The sequence below is a fragment of the Flavobacterium sp. GNP001 genome (genome assembly GCF_054343775.1).
Map to the genome: position 1 here is coordinate 529,767 of NZ_JBTGUX010000001.1, position 24,914 is coordinate 554,680.

23 protein-coding genes are annotated in these 24,914 nt (G+C 33.4%); all 23 read left to right on the top strand.

Going from position 1 to position 24,914, the window contains the following annotated elements; all coding sequences use genetic code 11:
- Window positions 1–38: 38 nt before the first annotated feature.
- The 23 genes from ACXX8U_RS02190 (at window position 39) to ACXX8U_RS02300 (ending at window position 24,853) form a co-directional block, all read left to right on the top strand.
- On the top strand, window positions 39–881 hold the full coding sequence (locus ACXX8U_RS02190; RefSeq protein WP_458564403.1) for a glycosyltransferase family 2 protein: 843 nt from the start codon (window positions 39–41) through the stop codon (window positions 879–881).
- Window positions 881–1,822 (top strand): glycosyltransferase family 2 protein, encoded by a 942-nt coding sequence (locus ACXX8U_RS02195; protein WP_458564404.1) that lies wholly within the window; start codon window positions 881–883, stop codon window positions 1,820–1,822. Before ACXX8U_RS02190 ends, ACXX8U_RS02195 begins: the two co-directional genes overlap by 1 nt.
- Before the next feature lie 129 nt (window positions 1,823–1,951).
- A complete protein-coding gene (locus tag ACXX8U_RS02200; protein WP_458564405.1) occupies window positions 1,952–2,803 on the top strand; it encodes a glycosyltransferase family A protein in 852 nt (283 codons plus the stop codon).
- Window positions 2,800–3,648: a glycosyltransferase family 2 protein gene (locus ACXX8U_RS02205; protein WP_458564406.1), complete on the top strand. Its 849-nt coding sequence runs from the start codon at window positions 2,800–2,802 to the stop codon at window positions 3,646–3,648. Before ACXX8U_RS02200 ends, ACXX8U_RS02205 begins: the two co-directional genes overlap by 4 nt.
- A gap of 6 nt (window positions 3,649–3,654) precedes the next feature.
- Window positions 3,655–4,434 (top strand): glycosyltransferase family 2 protein, encoded by a 780-nt coding sequence (locus tag ACXX8U_RS02210; protein WP_458564407.1) that lies wholly within the window; start codon window positions 3,655–3,657, stop codon window positions 4,432–4,434.
- Entirely contained in the window at window positions 4,431–5,462 is a 1,032-nt protein-coding gene (locus tag ACXX8U_RS02215; protein WP_458564408.1) for an acyltransferase family protein, read from the top strand. The genes ACXX8U_RS02210 and ACXX8U_RS02215 overlap by 4 nt, the downstream gene beginning before the upstream one ends.
- 130 nt (window positions 5,463–5,592) lie before the next feature.
- The gene (locus ACXX8U_RS02220) at window positions 5,593–6,324 is read left to right on the top strand and encodes an FkbM family methyltransferase (RefSeq protein WP_458564409.1); all 732 of its coding nucleotides are present in this window, start codon (window positions 5,593–5,595) and stop codon (window positions 6,322–6,324) included.
- A complete protein-coding gene (locus ACXX8U_RS02225) occupies window positions 6,324–7,121 on the top strand; it encodes a glycosyltransferase (protein ID WP_458564410.1) in 798 nt (265 codons plus the stop codon). The genes ACXX8U_RS02220 and ACXX8U_RS02225 overlap by 1 nt, the downstream gene beginning before the upstream one ends.
- A 112-nt stretch (window positions 7,122–7,233) precedes the next feature.
- Entirely contained in the window at window positions 7,234–8,412 is a 1,179-nt protein-coding gene (locus ACXX8U_RS02230; protein ID WP_458564411.1) for a glycosyltransferase, read from the top strand.
- Complete coding sequence (locus ACXX8U_RS02235) at window positions 8,412–9,569, top strand: glycosyltransferase (protein WP_458564412.1); 1,158 nt, start codon at window positions 8,412–8,414, stop codon at window positions 9,567–9,569. The genes ACXX8U_RS02230 and ACXX8U_RS02235 overlap by 1 nt, the downstream gene beginning before the upstream one ends.
- Before the next feature lie 7 nt (window positions 9,570–9,576).
- Window positions 9,577–10,650 (top strand): glycosyltransferase family 2 protein, encoded by a 1,074-nt coding sequence (locus ACXX8U_RS02240; protein ID WP_458564413.1) that lies wholly within the window; start codon window positions 9,577–9,579, stop codon window positions 10,648–10,650.
- A 57-nt stretch (window positions 10,651–10,707) separates the two neighbouring features.
- Window positions 10,708–11,868: a cytidylyltransferase domain-containing protein gene (locus tag ACXX8U_RS02245; protein WP_458564414.1), complete on the top strand. Its 1,161-nt coding sequence runs from the start codon at window positions 10,708–10,710 to the stop codon at window positions 11,866–11,868.
- Complete coding sequence (locus tag ACXX8U_RS02250; protein ID WP_458564415.1) at window positions 11,861–12,736, top strand: N-acetylneuraminate synthase family protein; 876 nt, start codon at window positions 11,861–11,863, stop codon at window positions 12,734–12,736. The genes ACXX8U_RS02245 and ACXX8U_RS02250 overlap by 8 nt, the downstream gene beginning before the upstream one ends.
- 710 nt (window positions 12,737–13,446) lie before the next feature.
- Window positions 13,447–13,734, top strand: coding sequence for a GIY-YIG nuclease family protein (locus ACXX8U_RS02255; protein ID WP_458564416.1), 288 nt, complete (start codon window positions 13,447–13,449; stop codon window positions 13,732–13,734).
- Between the two features lie 868 nt (window positions 13,735–14,602).
- Window positions 14,603–16,024 (top strand): CDP-glycerol glycerophosphotransferase family protein, encoded by a 1,422-nt coding sequence (locus ACXX8U_RS02260; protein ID WP_458564417.1) that lies wholly within the window; start codon window positions 14,603–14,605, stop codon window positions 16,022–16,024.
- 10 nt (window positions 16,025–16,034) lie between these two features.
- Window positions 16,035–16,934, top strand: coding sequence for a hypothetical protein (locus ACXX8U_RS02265; RefSeq protein ID WP_458564418.1), 900 nt, complete (start codon window positions 16,035–16,037; stop codon window positions 16,932–16,934).
- Between the two features lie 11 nt (window positions 16,935–16,945).
- A complete protein-coding gene (locus tag ACXX8U_RS02270) occupies window positions 16,946–18,379 on the top strand; it encodes an MBOAT family O-acyltransferase (protein WP_458564419.1) in 1,434 nt (477 codons plus the stop codon).
- A 146-nt stretch (window positions 18,380–18,525) separates the two neighbouring features.
- Window positions 18,526–19,404: a hypothetical protein gene (locus ACXX8U_RS02275; RefSeq protein WP_458564420.1), complete on the top strand. Its 879-nt coding sequence runs from the start codon at window positions 18,526–18,528 to the stop codon at window positions 19,402–19,404.
- A gap of 3 nt (window positions 19,405–19,407) precedes the next feature.
- Window positions 19,408–20,559: a glycosyltransferase family 4 protein gene (locus ACXX8U_RS02280; RefSeq protein WP_458564421.1), complete on the top strand. Its 1,152-nt coding sequence runs from the start codon at window positions 19,408–19,410 to the stop codon at window positions 20,557–20,559.
- On the top strand, window positions 20,556–22,097 hold the full coding sequence (locus ACXX8U_RS02285) for a glycosyltransferase family 2 protein (RefSeq protein ID WP_458564422.1): 1,542 nt from the start codon (window positions 20,556–20,558) through the stop codon (window positions 22,095–22,097). The genes ACXX8U_RS02280 and ACXX8U_RS02285 overlap by 4 nt, the downstream gene beginning before the upstream one ends.
- On the top strand, window positions 22,097–23,089 hold the full coding sequence (locus ACXX8U_RS02290; RefSeq protein ID WP_458564423.1) for a glycosyltransferase family 2 protein: 993 nt from the start codon (window positions 22,097–22,099) through the stop codon (window positions 23,087–23,089). Before ACXX8U_RS02285 ends, ACXX8U_RS02290 begins: the two co-directional genes overlap by 1 nt.
- The gene (locus ACXX8U_RS02295) at window positions 23,040–24,104 is read left to right on the top strand and encodes a hypothetical protein (RefSeq protein WP_458564424.1); all 1,065 of its coding nucleotides are present in this window, start codon (window positions 23,040–23,042) and stop codon (window positions 24,102–24,104) included. Before ACXX8U_RS02290 ends, ACXX8U_RS02295 begins: the two co-directional genes overlap by 50 nt.
- A gap of 5 nt (window positions 24,105–24,109) precedes the next feature.
- Complete coding sequence (locus ACXX8U_RS02300) at window positions 24,110–24,853, top strand: FkbM family methyltransferase (protein WP_458564425.1); 744 nt, start codon at window positions 24,110–24,112, stop codon at window positions 24,851–24,853.
- Window positions 24,854–24,914 lie beyond the last annotated feature (61 nt).

A 24,914-nucleotide genomic window follows, 5' to 3' on the forward strand; every position in this document is an offset into this window, starting at 1 on the left:
TTTTTTAGTGTTAAATTTTCCTAGTTAATTTGATATTTATGACTGTATCTGCAATAATTCCATGTTTTAACGCTGAAACCACAATAGAAAGAGCCATATTGAGTGTGGTGTCCCAAACTAGTCCAGTGTCTGAAATTATTGTAGTTAATGATGGATCTACAGATAATTCGGGAAGACTTTTAGAGCATTTAAAATCAAATTATGCGCAACTAAAAGTAATACACCAAGAAAATAAAGGCGTCTCTTATGCTAGAAACATTGCCATACAAGAGGCAATGGGAGACTATATACTAACATTAGATGCCGATGATTATTTTGATCCTTCTTTTGTGGAAAAGGCATTAATTAAATTTTCTGAAGACTCATCCTATGGTGGTATCATGTGTGGTTATGTTCGGATTGTTAAAGATAGGAAAGTAAAACCTTATATCCCACCAATGGTATCGCTCTCGTCTTGTTTGTTGAACAATGGTGTACTTTCTTGTTTATTGTTTAAAAAAGAAGTTGTGATAAGAGCGCGAGCATACGATACTGCTATGAGTAAAGGGTACGAGGACTGGGATCTTAACATACGAATATTAAAATTGGGTTACACTTTTGGAGTAGTAAAGGAGATTTTGTTTAATTATTCAGATATAAAAGGGTCAAGAACAACTACTGCTACAAAGAATGACTTGGAGTTAAAATTGCAGATTTATGATAAATACAAAGATGACTATACAGATAATGCAAGATATATTTACAAAGAATTAGTACAACAAAACAATAAACTTAAGGAAGAAAAACAAATAGTATTAGAGAGTACTTCTTATCAACTTGGACATCGAATTGTGGTCTGGTTTAGCTTTATTAAAAAAACACTTAAATTCAATTCTAAATAATGAGTAAATTAGTTTCAATTATTATAGCTACCTATAACAGAGCAACCCTCATAGAAAATACACTCAATTCTATTGCATCCCAGACCTATCAAAATTTTGAATGTATTATTATCGACGATGGTTCGACAGATAATACTGCAGCTATAGTTAATCAGATAGTTAGGTCCGATCGTAGATTTAATTATATAGTTCGTCCTGATACTGTAAAAAAGGGGGCAAACTATTCAAGAAATTATGGTTTTTCCCTTTCAAAAGGAGAATACATTAAATTTTTTGATAGTGATGATATCATGTTGCCAGATCATGTAGCAGATTGTGTTACTGCTCTAGAGCAAGGTAATTATGATTTTGTTGTGGCGGATTGTATCAATTTTGATGGGAAAAATTTTTTAGAGCGCCCATATGAGATAGATAGATTAAACTCCCCAATAAGTGCAATCAATTTTGCGCAATGGAAAACAGCTTGGATTACTAATGATTTGTTGGTGAAACGCTATTTTGCAAATCAATTAGAATTTAGAGGTGGTATTCGAGATAAAGCTACTGAGTATCAGTATAATATAAAATTGTTGCTACTTACAGAGAATGGCTTTTTGATTCCTAAAATACTAACTTACAGACTTATACATGATGATGGACTTGTGGTAAAAGCAAAAAAGGATAAATTGTATTTCGATACGATGAATGCAGAAACATACTATACAACCGCATTGTATATTAAAGATTTGGCTTCAAAACCTTTGTTGAAATGGTTGCTTTCAAGCTATATAATACTAACCTTTAAGATAGCTATTCAACAAAAATGGCCCGATAATATTTTAGGAGCTACCTATTTACTTTTAAGAGTAAATGGATTAAAGGGGCTTCTCTATCCACTAATTATACTTTTGGGAGTATTAACAAAAAGAGGGTACAAATTTGCTAAGTACGTAAGAGATTGATTAGATATAATGTTGTGTAGTATGTTTTAGTACTTGTACTACATTACTTTATGAAAGCCTATGAGTTTAAAAATAACTAGATAAATTTACCTATTTGGCGAGTGTGTATTAAATTTAATAAAATGTATAATGTCTAAATTATTAGCGAGCAATATAACTGTTATTATTCCCTGTTATAATGATGGGCAGTACATCATGGAAGCATTGCAATCCCTTTACCATCAAACACTATTACCAGAAAAAATTATTATTGTAGATGATGGTTCAGATGTACCTACCAAAAAAATACTGAACAAAATTAATAATCCTCTAGTTCAAATTATTTATCAAGAAAATAAAGGGGTTAGTGCTGCTCGAAATCGAGGCATTGCGATGGCCCAGACAGATTACATAGTTAATTTAGATGCCGATGATTATTATGAGTCTACTTTTTTTGAAAAAGCAGTGGCTGTTTTGCACAAAGATCAAAAGGTTGTAGCTGTAAGTAGTTATCACCGCATATTTCAAAAAACTAAAACAATTGAGATTACAAAACCTTTAGGAGGGAAACTAAAAGATTTTATTGTTATCAATAATTGTAGTGCAAATACTCTTTTTCGAAAATTAGATTGGAAGGCAGTGGGAGGGTTTGATGAAAAAATGCGGGACGGTTATGAAGATTGGGAATTTTGGATTGCAAATTTAAAAATAGGAGGTAGTATAACAATTATTCCAGAAGTTTTGTCGAATTACAGGGTAAAAGAAGTTTCTAGGGATCAAAATGCCTTAAAAACACATGATTTTGAATTAAGAAATTATATTTTTCTAAAACACAAAGAAGTGTATCTCGAGCATTTTGATTTTTATATTGGTGCTTTATTACGTCAAAATTCACTTTTGAGGAATAGTGTTCATAAAGCAAAGAATTCCATAGATTATACAATTGGGGTAAATATTTTGAAACCTTTGCGAGCAATAAAAAAAATATTTTACAGAAGATGAGTCCAATAGTTTCCATAATAGTACCTTGCTTCAAGCAAGCGAATTTTTTAAAAGATTCGCTGCAATCGGTGCTGCACCAAACCTATCCCTATTGGGAATGTATTATTGTGAATGATGGCAGCCCCGATAATACCGAGGAAATAGCTAGACGATGGCTTGAAAAAGACAGTCGCTTTAAATATTTAAAGAAAGAAAACGGGGGGTTATCAAGTGCGAGAAACGAAGGTATTGCGTTAAGTTTAGGGAAATTTATATTACCATTGGATGCTGATGATATTTTGGATGCTGATTATTTGACAAAAGCAGTTCCCGTGTTAGAGCAAAATCCAGAGTTGGGAATTGTGTCCTGTTACACTCGTTTTTTCAAAAAAAGTATAGCAGATTTTTTTTATGAATTGAAACCGCAAGGAGACCGAACGATTTATTTGCATTATGTGAATCAGTTAGTAGCTACTTCATTGTATAGGAAAGAATGTTGGTCAGAAGCTGAGGGATATGATGAAACAATGAAAAAGGGATTTGAAGATTGGGAGTTTTGGCTCAATGTAACAAAGAGAGGTTGGTCCTATAAAATTATTCCTGAATTTTTATTCTATTATCGCAAAGCAAAGCAATCAATGTTAATGCAAACAATTGATTCACATGCGGAGGATATAAAACGATATATTTTCACCAAGCACAAAGAACTTTATATTGAAGATTTTAATAATTGCATGGAGGTTCTTTTTTTTGAATTAAAAGTTCAGAAAAAGGGACACGATCGTTCTAAAAATTCGTTAGAATACAAAATTGGGAAGTTAATTACAAAACCATTTCGATTAATGGAAGCATTGTTTTCAAAATAAAAGAATATGATTTCAGTAGTCATCAGAAATAAAAATCAAGCTTCGGCTTTGTCTTTTTTGTTAAAAAATCTAACAGAGCGCTACAGTGCGGACATTTCTGAAATTGTTGTAGTAGATCATTTGTCTACTGACGAAAGTCACGCTGTTGCAAAACAATTTGGGGCGCGCTTGGTATCGATCTCTAATTTTAGTTTTGGCGGCAGTGCCAATGTGTGTGCCAATGCAGCGCAGCATCCTATAGTAGTTATGTTTAGTGCACATTCGTACCCGGTTAGTCCAGATTTTTTTAAGGTCATTCAAGCAAAATTTAATAGTAATCCCAATTTGGCAGGCTTGCGTTGTTTGCATAGCGTCAACGATTACCGCAATTATATCAATAACATCTCGGCTATTATAGACCCTAACAAATCGGGCTTGATATTTTCAGGTTCAGCTTTTAGTAAAACAGTTTGGGCTAGACATCCTTTTCGAGAAGACGTCGCTACTTTTGAAGATAAAGAATGGACTGTACGGGTACTAAGTCATGGGTACGACATTGAATTTGCTCCTGTTATTTTTAGTTATGAAATCAAGCGAACTCCCAAACAATTGTTTTTTAGATTCAAAAATGATGTGGTAGGCAATTACCAATTGTGGCATCAAGAGGTTACCTCAGCTATGGCTTGGAAAGGATTTGTTGGCGGAATATGGAACAGTGGTAAGCAGTTTTTCATAGATTGTTACTACCATAGCAAGCGGTTTTACTTTTTACTGCATTTTATAAGTAATAAATCCAAGAAATTTTGAAAGTAGATCGAGTTTTTAAAGCCAATAATTTTGATTTTTTACGCTTTTTATTTGCCATTTTTGTCGTAGTGTCGCACTCGTACGCCTTAACAGGTTTAGGTGAAACTTCACAATGGCTAAGTAAAATAACGAACCATCAAATAAATTGGGCGAGTATTGGACTTAATGGTTTTTTTGTAATCAGTGGGTATTTTATTTTTCAAAGTTTAGAACGCAGTCGTTCGTTGCATGACTATTTTAAAAAACGAATTTTACGAGTATTTCCAGGATTATTAGTTGTTCTAATTATTACAGTTTGTCTTTTACCTTTGTTACATCGAGCTGGGAATACAATTTTTAAACAAGTAGATTTTTATACCTATTTGCCACGAAATCTTAGTTTATTTGGTTTTCAATCGACTGTTGCTGGCGTGTTTAATACCAATTATTACCATGCCATAAATGGTTCCTTGTGGACTATTCGCTATGAATTTAGTTTATACATTGCTCTTGGACTTTTGTTTTTCATAAAAGAAAAAATAAATAAAGTGCGCATATTCTTGTGGATAGTTTTCTTTTGTATGTATCTGTTTTATGTTTTTGCGATGGATCGATTTGGTGCCTCAAAATTGGCAACCCTTCAAGGATATGAATTCTTTAATTTGGGTACTTTTTTCGCAGCAGGAAGTGCATTAGCAAGCATAAAATTTGAAAAGTTGGTTTCAGTTACTCTTTTGGTCTTAAGTTTTATTATCCTGATCCTCGCCCTTTATTTTGGAAATTATAGTTTGATCAAACATTTATTTTTTCCTGTTTTAGTATTATGCATTGGCTTTACTGCAATACCTTTTTTTAGTACATTTGGCAAGTATGGCGACTCGTCTTATGGTATTTATATTTATAGTTTTCCGGTACAGCAAATTCTAATTTTTTGTTATTATATAGACGTCTATTGTCTGATTATAGTTTCTGCTTTTATTTCAATAGTTTGTGGATTTTGCTCGTGGCACTTAATTGAAAAGAAAGCGTTACGCTTTAAAAAAAATTAAGAGATTAAGATTATCTAAGTATTTAGTTAAGTATAATCTATTAGAGTAGACAGTTAGTATTATAAAGTTGAATAAAAATTCACTTAAGGGGTTTATAAATGAAAATTACGGTGTTTTAAAATAATTAAAAATGAAATATTTATTAAATATATTGCTAATATTTGTATCGAAAATTTTAGGTAAGTTCAAACGTGGGAGACAATTAAATAGAAATATTTTTTCAAGTCAAAGGGTGTTAGAAAATAACTTTCAAAGGGATGAAGAATTTAATTTTGTTCAAGTTGGTGCTAATGATGGTGTCAGTTTTGATTTTTTATATGATTTTATTACAGTTCGTAATTCGAAGGGAGTGGTGATAGAACCAGTTACAGAATATTTTAACGAATTGGTAAATAATTATCAAAATTTTCCAGAAATTATTAAGATTAATAAAGCTGTACATCCTTGTGAAAAAGAAATATTAATTAATAGGATAGACCCAATTGCTGTTGATAATTATCCAGATTGGGTTAAAGGTATAGCGTCATTGGACTTTGAACATCATAAAAAAACAGGTATTAAAAGTGATGATATTATTAAAGAAATAGTAAAAGCAGATTCTTTGATGAATATTATAAATCAAAATTTCAAACATAGCAAAATAGATTATTTACAAGTTGATACTGAGGGTTTTGATTTCGAAGTTATAAAGATGATCGATTTTAAAAAACTGCATCCCAGTATTTTAAAGTATGAATATGTAAATCTAAATACAATAGAGCAAAATAGTCTACTAAACTTATTGCAAAATGAAGGTTATTATACTTTCAATGAATCTGGAGATACAATTGCTATGAATCTAAGTAAAATAAAGCTGTACTAATGATTCCAAAGGTCATTCATTATTGCTGGTTTGGAAAAAAACCAAAGTCAAAGCTTATATTAGACTGTATTCAGTCATGGAGGCAACATTTACCTGATTATGAAATAAAAGAATGGAATGAAACAAATTCCGATTTGAGTCATCCTTTCGTAAAAGAAGCTTATGCATTAAAAAAATGGGCTTTTGTTGCTGATTTTATAAGATTAAAAGTTTTGCTTGTTAATGGTGGGATTTATTTAGATACTGATATGATGATAATCAAATCTCTAAATAGTTTGCTTCTAGACGATTGTTTTTTTGGAGTTGAAGACAAATATTTAATTAGTGCTGGTATTATTGGAGCGCAAAAAAATAATGATTTTATTAAGAGATGCCTTTCTAAATATGAATTTATCAAAATTAATGCTGGTACCGATTTTAATCAGATTGCAATACCTATAATATTAACTCAAGTATATCGTGATTTGTTTAATTTTCAGCTTTTATTTGACAAAAATCAAAATAGCGGAGGTTTATCTATTTATTCTTTTTCTTACTTTTATCCTTTGCCGAATAAAAAAAAATATGATATAAAAAACTATAAAAGATATATTGATTCATCTACATATGCAGTTCATTTATGGAATGCTTCTTGGGTGGAATATGATGAATTCGATTATTTAAAAAATAAACAATATTTAAAAGCCGTATTTAAAGTTTTAAAGTCAATTTTTTATAAAAATAAGATGAATATAGAGTATTTTAAAAAGGTACTACGTCATATTTTATACTCATTTAAAAATGATAAGAAATTGTAAAAATTAAATAATGTAATGTTTTAATGAGGAAGCTAAATAATTGTTTTTTAAAAATAACAGTTGTGGGTTTTGAGAGTCAAAAAAAAATTCAATTTTTAAATATTGTTTTGTATTGAAATCAAAAATAAAAAGTCTGATTTATTTTTTTCATGGATTATGGAATTTATTGAAGTTCCTTATTTTTGACTTAAAAAAAATTAGACAAGCGAACATCGTATGTTTTTTTCCGTACTTTCATACAGGAGGTGCGGAAAAAGTACATCTAAATATAGTTAAAGCTTTGGCTTCTAAAAAAGTCTGTGTAATTTTTACATTAAATTCAGCAACTAAAAACTTTCAAGAACAGTTCAAAGCTAATGCCCAATGTATTGAGATAAATCCGATATTAAATAAGCGTAATTCGTTTGTAAATAGTTTGTTAAATAAAACTATTTATAACACTATTAACAAAGCAAACAATTGTAAAACAGTATTTGGTTGCAACTCAGTTTATTTTTACAATCTACTTCCGTTTATCTCTGATAAAATAGCAAGAATCGATTTGTTCCACAATTTTTTTGAAAATGACAGTCGTGAAAACCAAATCATTAATTCAATCCCATATATAAATCATAGAATAGTGATCAATGATGCAGCTAAACAAGATATTTTAAAATACTATCATAAAAATAAAGTGGATTATAACTATCATAACACCATAAAAATTATTGGCAACGGAATAGAACTTGATAATGATACGTATTGCCAAAAGCAAGAATCCGTATTTAAAATAGGTTTTATAGGACGGTGGTGTTTTGAGAAACGTCCTTTACTTTTTTTAGAAATAGCCAAAAGAGTAAAAAGCAAATACCCTTTTATTTCTTTTGTAATGGCGGGAACGGGAATGAGAAGTAATTTAGATATTATTTTAGAAGCAGGTGTTGAGTTTTTGGGAGAAATAACAGATAAATCCATTTTAAACCAATTATACAAAGAACTAAATGTAGTTCTCTTACCTTCGATATATGAAGGATTTCCTTTAGTGATAATGGAGGCAATGTCTCATGGTGTTATAGCCATTTCAACTCAATTGGAAGGGATTAGTGAACATATTACAAATAATGAGAATGGTATCTTGATTAATGAATTTGATGAAAAAAAAATTGTGGCAGAATTTTGTACTAAAATTTATCAAATAGTTGAGAACATAAAATACAGAAATGATTTATCGTATAATTCGTTTTTATATGCTCAGGAACATTTTGGTATAGAAAAATTTAATGAATCATATCAAAAAATTTTAAGCTCCTAATGAAAATCCTTATGGTGTCTATCCCGAATCATCATTTTTTTCAATGGGTAAACCAATTGGGAAAAAGCGGGCATGAAGTAATGTGGCTTGATGCTTCAGATGGTGGAGCTTTGGTGCAGCGTATTCAATGGGTACATCAAATTAAAGGTTGGAAATTGAGATGGGATTTTCCATTTCGGCAAACCATCAAAATGCATTACCCAAAAATTTCTCAATGGCTCGCCAGATTCAATGAAAAAGACATAGCAGTAGTTTTTGAAAAATTGATCGATCAGTTTAAGCCTGATGTAATTCATTGTTTTGAAATGCGCTTAACGGGCTTACCCTTGATTAAGGTATTGCAAAAATATGGTTCAATTACTTTAGTGTATTCTTCTTGGGGCAGTGATTTGTATTACTTCAAAGCATTAGGCGTTTCGCAAGAACGTGTATGTCAATTTTTACAAAGAGTAAATTATTTAATCACTGATTGCCATCGAGATCATGAAATTGCAAAAGCTTTAGGTTTCTCAAATACTTTTCTTGGGGTGTATCCTGGTAATGGAGGAATAGCCATTAAGCACGATTATATAAAAACGAGAGAATACCGCAATCAAATTATTGTTAAAGGTTATGATGATGGGGTAGGAAAAGCGCATGTTGTTCTACAAGCATTGAAAATGGTAAACAAAGAACTTTTATCTCCCTATGAGTTGTTCGTATACAGCGCTGATGAAACAATTGTTCAGACTATAAAAATTGACTTAATTTTTCAATCATTGCCTTGTAAAGTTATCCCTCGAGGTCAGTTTTTGGCCAATGAAAAGCTTTTACAAATAATGGGAAAAGCAGTGCTACACATTGGCAACAGTGTATCAGATGGAATGCCAAATGCTTTACTTGAAGCAATGGGCATGGGTGCTTTCCCTATTCAATCTAATCCAGGAGGTGTTTCCGAAGAGGTGATTTCTGAGGGTAAAAATGGATTTTTAATTCAAGATCCATTGGATACAGCCGCAATTGCAAATCAAATTGAAAGTGCTTTGCTTGATGTCGATTTAATTAGTAGTGCAATGGATTACAATATTGAATTGATTAAGCAACGATACGATCGTGCGATGCTTAAAAACAATATTATTAAAATGTATAATGATATCTTTGATTCAAAAAGACAATAAATAATTAATGGTCACACTTGTATTAACCAATCGCAATCGCGATTTTCGAATTGTAAAAAAATGTTTGGATTCGCTCTTGAATCAAACCAATGATGCTTTCGAGTTGTTTTTTGTAGACTATGGTAGTGACTCAGAATATGTAGTGGCTTTAAAAGAAGCAATGCAAGCGTATCCAAAAATTAAACTGATTCTATGCCCGGTAAACGGACAGCTGTGGAATAAAAGTCGAGCCATTAATATTGCATTGAAACAAACAACTACACCCTATTTTTTAGTAGGTGATGTCGATTTAATTTTTGCACCACATTTTATTAATACAGTTCATACTTTAATGAATGACCAACAAGTTTGGTATTTTCAATACGGCTTTTTAGCCCAACAAGAATCTCTTTTAAATAAATCTTTTGAAGACTATACCGTTGATTTTAAAGGTAGTCCAGAGGTTACAGGTACTACATTATTTCCTACTTCTGCTATACAAAGTATAAACGGTTTTGATGAGTTTTATCATGGTTGGGGTGCCGAAGATACAGATATGCATGTTAGGATGCAGTTGCTCGGCTATGCAATCAAATTTTATGATTCAGATTGTATCATTAAGCACCAGTGGCACGCCAAACAATATCGCAATAAGAAAAGTAAACATCCATTTCACATCGGTTTAGAACAAATTAATCACGAATATTTGCAGCTTACCAAGACCACAAAGCGATTAATTGTAAATCAAAAACAACCTTGGGGTTTATTAGCTGAAGAGTTTTTGTATCAAAAATTGAACAACGCCACATTTGATAATTCGCTTCAAATAACAAATTCAGTTAAAAAAGTGAATGCAGTTTTGTCACAGTTGCATAATTTTAAAGATGAAAGCCTTCATTTAAAAATTGTTTTACTTGGGGTTAAGGAAAAATGGAAAAACAAAATTAAGAACCGACTAGTAAACAGAACTTGTGATGAACTAGAATTAGAGTTAATAAATTCGTTGATTCTAGGACAGATTGTGCAATTTCATCGAAATAATCCGTATAATTACACTTATGATCGAAAAGCTAAATTTATAGAATTGAAAATGATATTCTAAAAATTTGGAATTCTCGTTGAGTTGATTGATAATCAAAAGAAAAGATACTTAGCTAAAATGAAAAAAATAGGACTTATTCCACTTCGAAAAAATTCGAAGGGAATCCCAGGAAAAAATAAAAAGAAAATGGTCGGTCGCCCGTTGTTTACATGGGTGATTACGGCTGCTATTTTTTCGGAGCTTGATGAGGTGTATGTATTCACAGATGATCAAGAAGTAATTGATTTTGTGGAGCGCGAATACCGTTGGACTCCTAAAGTAAAAGTACTATTACGAGTGGATGAAAATGCTACTGATACCGCATCGACTGAAAGCGCTATGTTGGAGTTTTCAGAAAAAATCAATCACGATTACGATATCATATGTTTATTGCAAGCAACTTCGCCTTTTACAGAGGCTCACGATATCAATGCAGTTTTGCAACAGCTTGTTGAACAACAAAAAGACAGTGCCTTGACGGTGGTAAAAACGCATCGTTTTATTTGGAATACTGATGGAACACCTCAAAATTACGATTTCAATCACCGTCCAAGAAGACAAGACTTCAATGGTTTGTTAGTCGAGAATGGCGCCGTTTATGCTAGCACGAAATTGGCATTCATAGAATCAAAAAGCCGTTTGAGTGGGGCAGTAGGTCTGGTAACAATGGAGGAAAACAGTTATACTGAAATAGACAGTCCTACTGATTGGCTTATAGTTGAAGATTTGTTGATAGAACGCCAAAAAAGGAGAAAACAAAACCAAAGGATTGACCATCTCGTATTAGATGTAGATGGCGTGTTTACCGATGGTTCCGTTTATTATGATAAAAGTGGAGAGCTAGCCAAACAATTTGACATGCGCGATGGTATGGGACTCGAAATACTACGTCAGCATGCGGTTGAGGTACTCGTATTAACCTCTGAAAATTCAGAGTTGGTGGCGCAACGAATGAAAAAATTACAAATTGAAGCTACTTTTTTGGGTGTTAAGGATAAATATTCTTTTTTGAAACAAGTTCTTGCAAGTAAAAATAGTAGTTTTGGAGCTGTGGCTTACATGGGCGATGATGTAAACGATTTAACGAATATGTGTTCAGTCGGACTCTCTTTTGCTCCAGCTAATGCAACATCAACAATAAAACAGCATGCCGATTTTGTTCTCGGATCAGCCTCAGGTGCTGGTGCAATAAGAGAGGTATGTGAAACGATTATAAAGTACAACAAGAGATATGAGTAATTATAAAAAGCCATATGTGATTGCCGAAATTGGTTGCAACCACAAAGGCGATATGGAAATAGCCAAGGAACTAATCAAGATTGCTAAAATTTTCTGCAATGTAGATGCGGTGAAGTTTCAAAAAAGAAATAACAAAGAATTATTGACCGAGGAGCAATACAATGCGCCGCACCCCAATGCCTCTAACTCTTACGGAGATACTTATGGCGCACACCGCGAGTTTCTAGAATTCGATGTTGAGCAGCATCGTGAGTTGAAAGAGTACTGCGAATCGATTGGGATTACCTATTCTACTTCAGTTTGGGACACTACTTCTGCTACAGAAATTGCTTCTTTAAACCCAGAATTTATTAAAATTCCATCAGCTTGTAATAACAATTACGACATGTTAGCCTGGTTGTGTGATCATTATCAGGGAGAAATTCACATCTCCACAGGAATGACTACAAAAGATGAAGCGGACACTTTAGTAAACTACTTTATCGAGAAAGGTCGTAATAAAGATTTGGTGTTGTACAACTGTACTTCAGGCTATCCAGTACCTTTTCAAGATGTATGCTTGTTGGATATCAACTTGCTTCAGCAAAAGTACGGTGACAAAGTAAAGCACATTGGTTTTTCAGGTCATCATTTAGGTATTGCAGTTGATGTAGCAGCATATACACTTGGGGCGAATATCATAGAACGTCACTACACTATTGACCGAACTTGGAAAGGTACCGATCATGCAGCCTCTTTAGAGCCTATGGGCTTGCGTAAACTTGCACGAGATTTGCATGCAGTGCACAGCGCATTGGCATTCAAATCAACCGATATATTGCCAATAGAGCAAGTACAGCGCGATAAATTAAAAAACAGAAAGTCGTAAACGGCTAAAATATATTCTCGTCACTTCGAGTGTTTTTACGTCGTGCAACAAAACAAAAATGTCTTTTAACCGTCACTTCGAGTGCTTTTGAGTAGCGCAGCGAAACAAAAGTGTATCGAGAAGTCACCTTGTTTGTAGTACTGTTCTCGATACATTTAAAACAAAAAAACTATCGTATTTTTGTTTAAAACACTCGAACTGACGATCAAGATGGGAAAAGCAGTTCCAGATACTTCGAGTAGCGCAGTGTAACAAAAGCGTATCCAGAAGTCGTCTTGCTTGCAGTACTGTTCTCGATACATTTTAAATAAAAAAGCTATCGCATTTTTTTTTAAAACACTTGAACTGACGCTCAAGTTCTAAGTTGTAGTTCCCGTCACCTCGAGTAGCGCAGCGAAACAAAAGTGTCTTTTTACCGTCACTTCGAGTTCTTTTGAGTAGCGCAGCGAAGCAAAAGTGTATCTAGAAGTCGTCTTTTTTGCAATACTGTTCTCGATATACTTTTTAAAATACAGCTAGCGCACTATTTTAAAAAGCACTCGAACTGACGACGTATTGTAACGTCACTTCGAGTGCTTTTGGGTAGCGCAGCGAAACAAAAGTGTATCGAGAAGTCGCACTTACGATCAAAAATGAAAAAGTAGTTCCAGTCGCTTCGAGTAGCGCGGCGTATCAAGAGGTAGAAATAACTTTTAAAAATAAAGCTAGGGATGAAAGTATCTTATGTCTATATCTTAAAATGTTCAGATGAAACTTATTACACAGGAGTAACTAGTAATTTGGATGCTAGGATGATGAAACATGAATCTGGTTTTTATCCTGACTGCTATACCGCTAAGCGCATCCCACTAGAACTCGTTTTTTATGCTGAATTTACAGATATAAATATAGCCATTGAAAAAGAAAAACAAATCAAAAAGTGGTCTCGTGCGAAAAAAGAAGCACTCATAAATGGTGATTTTGATGCCTTGCCCAATTTGGCTAAAAAGAAGTTTTAAGATTTTATTTAATGAGTGTTTTTTCCACTACTGTTCTCGATACATTTTAAACAAAAAAGCTATCGCGTTTTTGTTTAAAACACTCGAACTGACGATGTATTAACGTCACTTCGAGTGCTTTTGTGTAGAGAAACGGAGCAAAAATGTATCGAGAAGTTGTCTTGTTAGTAGTACTGTTCTCGATAAATTTCAAACAAAAAAGCTGACAAATTTTTGTTTAAAGCGCTCGTAATGAATATCATGGTCGCAGAAGCAGTTCCCGTCACTTCGAGTATCGCAGCAAAATAAAAGTGTCTTTTAGCCGTCACTTCGAGTGGTTTTGAGTAGCGCAGCGAAGCAAAAATGTATCGAGAAGTCGTCTTGTTTGCAATACTATTCTCGGTACATTTTAAACAAAAAAGCTATCGCGTTTTTGTTTAAAACACTCGAACTGACGACGTATTTTAACGTCACTTCGAGTGCTTTTGAGTAGCGCAGCTAAACAAAAGTGAATCGAGAAGTCGTCTTGCCTGCAGTTCTGTTCTCGATACATTTTAAACAAAAAAGCTATCGCGCTTCTATTTAAAACACTCGAACTGACGATGCATTGTAACGTCATTTAGATTGCTTTGACGAAGTGTAGCGGCATGTAAATTTAGTTCCACCGTCACTTCGAGTGCTTTTGCGTAGCGCAGCGAAGCAAAAGTGTATCGAGAAGCGGTATTTTCATGCACTAACAACTACCGTAGCCAATAAACAACCCATGCTCTTCGATTGGCTTTACATTTTTTGTACCCAAACTAAATGGCATCAGCAGAAAAAGCTGTAGGTTTGTAGCATTCAAAAAAAGTAGTACACTTGGTCGTGTACGAATATAAACCAAGCATGCATGAGTAAAAAAATATTTGTATTTTTTCCGGATGGAGTAGGATTACGAAACTTTGCTTTTACCCAATTCAAAACTTTGGGTGAGCAAAAAGGTTTTGATATTGTATATTGGAACAACACTGTTTTTTCTTTAGAAAAAGAATTAGGCTTCAAGGAAGTAAAAATCGAAAACCATCGCATCAGCAGGTTAACTCCCATTTATGCCCGAATACGAAAGCATATTGAGTTGAATGTATCTCGTAAAAAATTCAACGATGACGTGTATCCTACCTATAAATTTCCTTTTAGCTACAACGGAATCAAAAATACTTTGATCACGGTTTTTACGAAAGTGATGATTGGATTAAATTCCTCAGAAAAAGGAATCGTTCGTATTCGCAAACGCATCAATAGTTTAGAGCGTGCTACCGAAAAATACAAGTATTGCAATGCGCAATTGCAAGCGCACCAACCTGATTTGGTTTTTTGTACCACACAACGTGCGACACAATCCATCAGTGCCTTATTAGCTGCACAAGATTTAGGGATACCAACGGTCTCTTTTGTGTATTCGTGGGACAATGTACCCAAAGCTATGCAAGTGGTAGAAACTGACTATTATTTCGTTTGGAGTAAGTTAATGAAAAATGAGGTTTTAAAATACTATCCTTTTATTAGTGAGCGACAAGTTATCGTAACGGGCACCCCACAATTTGAACCGCACTATGATGTGGAATTAATGCAAACCAAAGAAGAATTTTTTGCTACTTACAATTTAGATCTTTCCAAAAAATACATTTGTTATTCTGGTGATGACGAAACTACTTCTCCATTAGACCAGTATTATTTAGAAGATTTGGCTAATGCCGTTCGAAGCTTAAATGCTAAAGGGCACAATTTAGGTATAATTTATCGGAAATGTCCCGTAGACACCACTACGCGATACGATGCAGTATTGGCAGAAAATAATGATTTGATTATGGCAATTGACCCGTTGTGGAAACCAATGGGAACCAATTGGAATGAAATTTTACCCACAAAGGAAGATCTGGCGCTATTGCACAATATTTGTGCACACACCGAACTGGTAACCAACGTTTGTTCATCAACTGTTTTTGATTTTGTTGCCCATCAAAAGCCATGTATCTATTTTAATTACGAACAACCACAGCTTAAAAAAGGGATTCGTGACATTGGTCAAAATTACAAATACGTCCATTTCCGCAACATGCCAAGTTTAGAAGCCGCCGTTTTCTGCACCAATAAAGCGGATTTAGAAGGTTTGGTAGAAAAAATAATAACAGATAAGCTTTCCAATGTAAGCGAATGTGAAAAATGGTATGCCATTGTTGCAGGAACAACACCTACACAAGCTTCTCAAAAAATATGGGAAGGCATTTCTGGAATACTACTAGAACAAGAAGGCAAACTCGCAAAAGTATAAATCCTGTGGTATGAGGAAATTTGGTGTTTTTATTGGTGTTTTCCTATTATTGGGTTTAGTACTAGCAGCAGTGCTAGATGTTGGTTTTACCACTATTTATAAGCAAGCAGGACCGCGCACTAAATTTCAATATTTACGAAGTTTAGCCAATACCAAAGTCAATTATATTTTTTTGGGTTCTTCTAGAGTTGATAACGGAATTGACCCGGCAATAATAGAAAAAATGACTAAAAAGTCAGTTGTGAATGCAGGTTTTCAAGCGGCTAAACTTGCAGATATTTATAGTTTGTTAGCAGTTATTCACGAATATGATATTAAAGCGGATACTGTATTTATTCAAATAGATTATAGCTTTGAAATGTCAGGTAACTCAATTAATTTACCTTATGAAATGGCTCCCTTTATAAACGAAACAACTGCAGCTAAAAACTATTACTTGGATTATTTGGGTAAACCTGATGCTTATTATTATGTCCCTTTTTACAGGTATCTTGACCAAGATCAAAAAATAGGATTTCGTGAATTGGTAGCCAACGCGATAGGCAAAAAAACGCAAGTAATGAATAATCGAGGATTTAATCCTTTACAGTCTTTACCAGACAATAATATTCATCTAGATCATCGTTCGCTTCCCTTGAGAATAAAAAAGAGAAACGAATATTTCGAAAAAATAAAACAATTCGCCCGCGCCTATAATATCAAAATTGTTTTCTTTTGTGCTCCATTTTGTAGGCACACCAAAAACTTGGATTATATTCGAAAATTAAAAATGAAAATTCCAGAACTATATGATTTTTCAAATGCCATGAAAGAGGATTCTCATTTTGTAAACTGTTTTCATTTAAATCCTAGCGGTGCAGCACTATTTACTGAAATTTTCACTCAAACAGTTCTAAAAAACCAAAAATAATTCCCTGTTCTATGTTTTTTAATTCCTTGTCCTTTGCGCTTTTTCTTCCCATAGTTTTTGTATTGTATTGGTTTGTTTTCAATAAGAATAAAACCAATCAAAACACTTTACTTATTATAGCAAGCTATTATTTTTATTCTTGTTGGGATTGGCGATTTTTATTTCTGTTGGTTTTCTCTACATTTTTAGATTATTACACCGGTATTCAAATTGAAAAAGCCAAAAAAGAGTCGGCCAGAAAGTTTTGGTTTTGGTTGAGTGTGGGAGTTAATTTGGGTTTTCTCGGAGTTTTCAAATATTATAATTTTTTTGCCAATTCTTTTGCCACTTTGTTAAATGGTTGGGGCATACAAAGCAGTCCGTTGTTGTTAGAAGTGGTGCTTCCGGTTGGAATTTCCTTTTATACTTTTCATGGGCTATCGTATGTGATTGATATTTATTTAAAACGCATTAAAGCCGAACGTAATTTTGTAGATTATTCGTTGTTTGTGAGTTACTTTCCTTTGCTTGTGGCCGGACCTATTGAGCGCGCCACACATTTACTGCCTCAAGTAAAGGTGAAGCGAAATTTTGATTTTGAAAGAGCCAAGCAAGGAGTCTATCAGTTCATTTGGGGTTTGGTAAAAAAAGTAGTTATTGCAGATACCTGCGCTACTTATGCTAATGCTATTTTTGACAATCATGATAGCATGAATTCAGGATCACTAATTTTAGGTGCTGTTTATTTTGCCTTCCAAATTTACGGTGATTTTTCAGGATACTCAGATATGGCTTTGGGTATGTCAAAGTTATTTGGAATCGACTTACTTCGAAATTTTAACTATCCTTATTTTTCAAGAGACATAGCCGAGTTTTGGCGCAGATGGCATATTTCGTTATCATCTTGGTTTCGAGATTATGTGTACATTCCGCTTGGTGGTAGTAGTGGAGGCATGGGAATGAAAGTTCGAAATACCTTTATTATTTTTCTAATTAGTGGATTTTGGCATGGTGCCAATTGGACATTTATTGCTTGGGGCGCGATTAATGCGGTTTATTTTTTACCCTTATTACTTTTGAACCGCAACAGATCGAATATGGGTACTGTCGCTCTACCGTGGGAATGGCAATCGGTTAGCGTGTTTTTTCAAATGCTACTCACATTCGCCTTAAGTTGTTTGGCTTGGATTTTTTTCAGGGCACCAAGTATTGAAGCAGCAGTAAGTTACATCGTTCGCCTTTTTACTGAGAGCACTTTCGCTTCGCAATATCTAGAAAACGAACGATACAATTACGAAATTTTGCTTTTGGTAGGTGTTTTTGTAATCGTAGAATGGTACAATCGTACAAAAGTAGAGCCTATTTCTGGGAGATATTCTTGGCTCAAATTAGCGGCTTGCTTGCTTGCCATTATCGCGTTAGGAACGTATTCGGATTATAAAGAGTTTATCTATTTTCAGTTTTAAGAGTTGCTTTACTCTTTGTTTTCCAAATCTCAAACAGATTCCTTCAGTAGAGTTTGGTAAAATCCCGTCAAGATTGATGAAAAAAACAAATCAAAATTGCGGTTGATCCTATAATTTTTAAAACACAATTAACAGCAAAATTGTAAATGAAGCATTTTTTAATTTTTATCATAAAAATAGTTGTAGTAACATTTTTGTTACTTGTTATCTTGGATGTAGCTTATACTAAAGTGTATTTGCAATCTGCTAATCGTGGGAAAATTGGGCATGTAATCAATTCAAAAGTCAAGCAGTTTGATGTGGTTGTATTGGGATCGTCGCGTGCAAACAATCATTTTGTGACCCCAATGTTTGAGGCTCAAGGATTGAAAGCGTTTAATTACGGTATGAGTGGTGGTCATTTATTTGAAGCCTCTTTGATGCTGAAACTAATGATGGAGCGAAACCATAAAATCAAGAATATCATACTTGAAGCCGACTTGAATTTGTCTAACGAAAAAGAGTCCGAAACAGTGGTGGCCCGTTTTATGCCTTACCTACATGAATCTACTGTTATTGCAAATCATTTCGAAGAGCATCAAGATTTTAATGCTAAATATTATCTGCCTTTTTATAGGTATATTGTTGCAGATTCTCAAATAGGATTTAGAGAGATGTATCAAACGGCATTAAAAAAGCCAACCAATGCTTTAAATAATCTAGGTTATTATCCATTAGGCAAAAAGCCAAATGCCAATATGAAAAACAATATTACTAATCTGAAACCCTTACGCAATAAATACTACGAAGAAATTAAGCATCTTTGTAAATTGAATAATATCAATTTAATTGTTTTGATGACGCCGATGTGTGAAAATACAAAAGGCCTAAATTATTTTAATAAAGTTAAAAAGTTGTATCCTGAGATTTACAATTACGAAAATGCTGTTATCGAAGATCGTTACTTTTCTTCTTGTGGCCATTTGAATGATGCGGGAGCGCGAAAGTTCACTCAAGTAGTGATAAAAGATTTTTTTAATAAATAAACTATGCACATAGCCTTTCTAACTCCTGAATTCCCTCACGAAAGAGTAACTCACGCAGCTGGAATAGGTACCAGCATCAAAAATTTAGTAGTTGCTTTGGCATATAAAAAAGTCCAAGTAACGGTATTTGTGTATGGTCAGCAAGAGGATGCGGTGCTTATCGAGGATAGATATACTATTCACATGATCAAAAACAGAAAGTATAAATTCATGGGTTGGTATTGGCATCGAAAGTACATCCAAAAATATTTAAATAAACACATTATTTCTGAACAAATTGATGCTGTAGAAGTACCGGATTGGACTGGAATTACTGCTTTTATGCGTCTGAAAGCACAAGTGGTTATTCGATTTCACGGAAGTGATACCTATTTTTGCCATCTTGAAAAGCGTCAACAGAAATTAAAAAACTATTGGTTTGAAAAGCTCGCTATTCGAAATGCCAAAGCTTTTATTGCACCTACTACTTTTGCGGGAAATGTATCTAAAGAATTATTTTTCATAAAAAATAAACGAATAGAAACCATTCATTATGGACTTGAATTGAGCCGTTTTGAAAATCTAAATCCTGTACTTTTTGAAAAGGGAATGCTACTGTATATCGGCACTATAATACGTAAGAAAGGTGTGTTTGAATTGCCTGAAATTTTTAAAAAAGTGCGAGTGCAATTTCCAGAAGCACAGCTTATCTTAATTGGTGGAGATTCTTCGGATGTACAAACTGGCAGTCATTCTACATGGCAACTACTTCAAACAGAATTTGAGGCAAGTGATTTAGAAAAAGTAAGTTATCTTGGAAAAATACCTTACAAAGAGGTTCAAAACTATATTAAACAAGCACATGTTTGTGTCTTCCCTAGCTTTGCAGAAACTTTGGGAATGGTGACTATTGAATCGATGGCGCTTCAGAAGCCAGTGGTTAATACCAATATAGGTTGGGCACAAGAGTTAATTGCAGATGGGGTAAGTGGTTTTCTGGTCCATCCACAAGATCATTCGCTGTACGCTAATAGAATACTGCAGTTATTATCGGATACTAATCTTTGTCAGACTATAGGAGGTAACGCCAGAAAACGTGTTGAGGCCATTTTTGATATTGAAAAAATTGCACAACAAAACATCATTTTTTATCAATCTATAATTGGGAAGTCGTGATTATCGTTTACCATCTAAATAACCTCGTAACCAAAGTTGTATCACCTAATAATGAATTGGTTGCTGTTGCTGTCCATTCGAGCGTTGCTTCGGTTTTAGTGAGATTGTCTTATCAATTCCCTCATGAACCTATCGTATGGTGTCATGAACTACTGGGAAATAGTTTGAATATTGAAGGTATTGCAACACTTTTTCATCACAATAAAATGATGCTATCATTCCGACCGAATTCCGATTGTTTTTTTGATCATTCCATCGGATATGCAGAGGAATCTTTATTTATAAATGTGAATAAAAAGGTATCTTATCCTACCTGGCAGATGAGCGGTTATGTAGGGGTTATTCATGCGTCAGTTTTAAATGCGATTAGTGATAAAATAGCTTTCGATATCGATTTGGATTATTATCTGAGTTCACTTGCTAAATTATGCATGCCGTTAGGTTTGTTGTGTTATTCCGAACCACAGCTTTTGAAGTCGGTAGAAAAAATTGATTCACTAGCAAAAGCGTCACACTTTACACTTTTTCGTTTTGTAAAGCAACATTATAAAATGCGATGGATATTTTTATTAGCATTGAATTTGCTTATTTATGAGCGTAAAATTGTTTTCTATCCTTTTGTAGCTGCATTTTTCTATAAAAGAAGATTTAATAATGAAATAAACCTAGATGAAATTGTCGTTCAATCATCAAGAGTTACTATCGACACAGGAACTTTAGATGTTGTAATTCCTACAATTGGTAGGAAAGCCTATTTGTATGATGTGCTAAGAGATTTTGCAAAGCAAAGTGTTTTACCTCAAAATATAATTATCGTAGAACAAAATCCAGAGCCACTTAGTACAAGCGAACTAGATTACTTAAAAAATGAAAAGTGGCCTTTTCAAATAAAACATATTTTTACCCATCAAGCAGGAGCTTGTAATGCGAGAAATGTGGCTTTGAGTCAAACTACAAGTGAATGGGTTTTTTTAGCGGATGATGATAATAGATTTGAAGCTAATCTAATAAAAGAGATTTTTCAAAAAATCCAAGAGTACGGTTCTTTAATAGCTACGACTTGTTATCTTCAAAATGGCGAAAGCAACTCACACCATAGGATAATACAGTGGCCGACTTTTGGTGCAGGTAACAGTTTTTTAAAAAATATTGTTTTGAAGGATGTAAAGTTTAGAATGGCATTTGAATTTGGTTATGGTGAAGACAGTGATTTTGGTATGCAATTGCGGAATCAAGGGCATGATGTATTATATCTGCCCGAGCCTTCAATTGCACACCTAAAAGCACCAGTTGGTGGCTTTAGAACCAAACCAATATTACAGTGGCATCATGATGTCATTCAACCTAAGCCATCGCCGACAGTGATGCTTTATTTAATTACACATAACACCAAACAACAAATTTTAGGGTATAAAACCGTTTTGTTTTTTAAGTTTTACAAGCATCAAAAGATTAAGAATCCTTTTCGATATTTGATAGTTTTTAGGAAGCAATGGAAAAAAAGTGTTTATTGGGCTAATCAAATAAAAATGAAGTAATGAAATTTGCACTTATCATTTGCACATATATGCGACCTAAAGCTCTTATGCAATTGCTTCAATCAGTAGCAGAACAAACCATAGCACCTACTGAAATTATTATTGTTGATGGATCGGTCAACGACCAAACAAAGCAAGTATTGCAGCAAAACGAGCTAAAACAATTGCGTTACTTTATGGTTTCGGATCAAAATCGCGGCTTAACCAAACAGCGCAATTATGGTATTGGGAAAGTAAGTCAAGAGATGGAAGTAGTTTGCTTTTTAGACGATGATATTGTCTTAAAAAAGGACTATTTTGAACAATTACTTAAGACATACGATCAATTTCCTGATGCTTTGGGTGTGGGTGGAGCCATTTGTAATGAAGACAAATTTGAATTTGTAGGCTACGATTACCAAGCCAAACAATCTGAGTTTTATTTTGACGGGTACAAACAAATGGATGGCAGTAGGTTCGTGCTACGTAAAAAATTAGGTTTGGATAGCGATTGTTCTCCGGGTTATTCCTCATTATATTCGCATGGACGTAGTGTGGGTTTTTTGCCACTGAGCGGAAAAACTTATCTTGTTGAAATGCTCATGGGTGGTGTAGCCTCCTTTAAAAAAGAAGTTTTTGAGCAGCTGCAATTTTCGACCTATTTTGAAGGCTATGGTTTATATGAAGATGCCGATTTTAGTTTACGCGTTTCAAAATTAGGAAAACTGTATCTGAACACTTCGGCACAGTTGTTTCATTATCATGATGCAGCAGGCAGGCCCAATCAGTATCATTACGGGAAAATGGTAGTGCGCAACGGCTGGTACGTATGGCGTGTAAAAAATCCAAATCCTACTTTTCAGCACCGGTATAAATGGAATGCTATAACTTTGTTGCTTACTTTAATTCGGTATACTAATGTAGTGACCACATCAAAAAGAAAAGAAGCTTTAACCGAAGCAATTGGAAGAACAGTGGGATGGTGGAGTTTGTTGTTTAATAAACCAAATTAACAAAAATTTAATTATGAACAGATTGCAAATTCATCATTGGACTCCTCATCAAAATATGTTAATTTACTCATGGTTTTATTATTGTAAATCAAATAGTTGTGATTTTTATTTGGAAATTAATGAAAAATTACCATGGGATGCAGCTATATTGTTTTTAAATGAGAAAACAATATACTTTGATTATTCCGACAGTCCATCCTTTAATTTAGATCCTGAGCAGTTTGATTTTTATCTTAAAAGAGCATTATTGCCTGGTGTAAATATTAAAAATGTTTATCCTCTAAATTTACAAGTCAATATGTCATATAAAGCACTACAATTACTTGTTAAATTTCCTTTTAAACAATTTTTCAATAAAAATAATAGAATAGAATTAATCAGAGCATTAGACTTTTTCAATACCTTCACTAATTCTTCACACAATGCAATAGATATAAGAAAAATACCAATGACTAAAAGTGATTTTGGCGGTAGGGTTATTTTTCATACTCGATTATGGAATCCAGCTAATCATGTAGATAATGAAGAAAAGGAAAGAAGAGTCATTCAAAATGAATTTAGAATTGAAGCTTGTCGCATAATAAACAAACATTTTAGGAACGTATCTGTTGGTTTGTTTCCTGATGCTTTATCTAGTCAGTTAGCACCTGATGTTTTATTGGATTTAAAAAAAACATCCTTAAAGCATTATTTGCACTATATGAAAGAAAGTGATATTGGCATTGCTGATGATGGACTAAAAGATACTCCTGGATGGAAAATTGGCGAATATGTATTATACGGAAAGGCAGTAATTACTACACCAATAAATATTGTTGTAGAAAATTTTAAACCACAGATAAATTTTGAAGTTTTAAGTTCGCGTTCAGCATATCATGAATTACCAGATAAAATCGCTAATTTGCTTAAAAACAAATCGTATTTAGATATGGGTCTTGCTAATATAGATTGGAGCGATCGTTATATACACCCTAAAAATTACATTGATAGAATTGTATCAAATCTAAAAATATAATGATTATGAAAAGAGTTTTGGTACGAGCACAGCAAGGAATACGATATTTTTTCATCAATTTTTTATTGGCATTGGGTTTTGAAAAAATAAAATTGAATGAATTGAAATTCCCCATTCAGTTAAGAAAGAAATCATCAGACATTTTAACTTTTCATCAAATATTTACTTTTAAAGAATATGGAATGAATTTAGGTTTTGTTCCAAAATTTATAGTTGATGCTGGGGCAAACATTGGACTTTCCGCTGTCTTTTTTGCAAATAAATTTCCAGATGCGACAATTTTTGCTGTTGAGCCAGAAAAGTCAAATTTTGACATGCTTTTAAAGAATAGTACTCAATACAAAAATATTTTTTGTGTAAAGAAAGCGATTTCCAATCAGTCGGATTTAAGTTTCGATGTTGTGGACAAAGGATTCGGTAATTGGGGGTTTGTAACTCAAGTCAAAAAGGATATTCAATCAGAAAAAGTAGTTGATCAAGTTGAGTCATTAACTATTGATGATATTTTAGTTTATAATAAATTGGAATGTTTGGATTTACTTAAAATTGATATCGAAGGAGCAGAAAAAAACTTATTTGAAAGTAATTATGAGAATTGGTTACCAAAGACAAAATGTATAATAATCGAATTGCATGATGGTATTACAAAGGGCAGTTCAAAAAGTTTTTTTGCAGCCATTAGCAGATACAACTTTTCATATTTTAACAGGGGTGAAAATTTATTGTTTATAAATGAAGATTTAAAATAACGATATCAGAACTGTTGTCACTTCGAGTGTTTTTGCTTAGATAAACGGAGCAAAAATGTAT

Bases quoted from the DNA above. Each gene is read 5' to 3' on its own strand.
- ACXX8U_RS02205 (WP_458564406.1), top strand. From the start codon at position 2,800: ATGAGTCCAATAGTTTCCATAATAGTACCTTGCTTCAAGCAAGCGAAT.
- ACXX8U_RS02240 (WP_458564413.1), top strand. From the start codon at position 9,577: ATGGTCACACTTGTATTAACCAATCGCAATCGCGATTTTCGAATTGTA.
- ACXX8U_RS02250 (WP_458564415.1), top strand. From the start codon at position 11,861: ATGAGTAATTATAAAAAGCCATATGTGATTGCCGAAATTGGTTGCAAC.
- ACXX8U_RS02220 (WP_458564409.1), top strand. From the start codon at position 5,593: ATGAAATATTTATTAAATATATTGCTAATATTTGTATCGAAAATTTTA.
- ACXX8U_RS02200 (WP_458564405.1), top strand. From the start codon at position 1,952: ATGTCTAAATTATTAGCGAGCAATATAACTGTTATTATTCCCTGTTAT.
- ACXX8U_RS02275 (WP_458564420.1), top strand. From the start codon at position 18,526: ATGAAGCATTTTTTAATTTTTATCATAAAAATAGTTGTAGTAACATTT.
- ACXX8U_RS02225 (WP_458564410.1), top strand. From the start codon at position 6,324: ATGATTCCAAAGGTCATTCATTATTGCTGGTTTGGAAAAAAACCAAAG.
- ACXX8U_RS02245 (WP_458564414.1), top strand. From the start codon at position 10,708: ATGAAAAAAATAGGACTTATTCCACTTCGAAAAAATTCGAAGGGAATC.
- ACXX8U_RS02255 (WP_458564416.1), top strand. From the start codon at position 13,447: ATGAAAGTATCTTATGTCTATATCTTAAAATGTTCAGATGAAACTTAT.
- ACXX8U_RS02210 (WP_458564407.1), top strand. From the start codon at position 3,655: ATGATTTCAGTAGTCATCAGAAATAAAAATCAAGCTTCGGCTTTGTCT.
- ACXX8U_RS02270 (WP_458564419.1), top strand. From the start codon at position 16,946: ATGTTTTTTAATTCCTTGTCCTTTGCGCTTTTTCTTCCCATAGTTTTT.
- ACXX8U_RS02260 (WP_458564417.1), top strand. From the start codon at position 14,603: ATGAGTAAAAAAATATTTGTATTTTTTCCGGATGGAGTAGGATTACGA.
- ACXX8U_RS02280 (WP_458564421.1), top strand. From the start codon at position 19,408: ATGCACATAGCCTTTCTAACTCCTGAATTCCCTCACGAAAGAGTAACT.
- ACXX8U_RS02195 (WP_458564404.1), top strand. From the start codon at position 881: ATGAGTAAATTAGTTTCAATTATTATAGCTACCTATAACAGAGCAACC.
- ACXX8U_RS02190 (WP_458564403.1), top strand. From the start codon at position 39: ATGACTGTATCTGCAATAATTCCATGTTTTAACGCTGAAACCACAATA.
- ACXX8U_RS02290 (WP_458564423.1), top strand. From the start codon at position 22,097: ATGAAATTTGCACTTATCATTTGCACATATATGCGACCTAAAGCTCTT.
- ACXX8U_RS02300 (WP_458564425.1), top strand. From the start codon at position 24,110: ATGAAAAGAGTTTTGGTACGAGCACAGCAAGGAATACGATATTTTTTC.
- ACXX8U_RS02235 (WP_458564412.1), top strand. From the start codon at position 8,412: ATGAAAATCCTTATGGTGTCTATCCCGAATCATCATTTTTTTCAATGG.
- ACXX8U_RS02265 (WP_458564418.1), top strand. From the start codon at position 16,035: ATGAGGAAATTTGGTGTTTTTATTGGTGTTTTCCTATTATTGGGTTTA.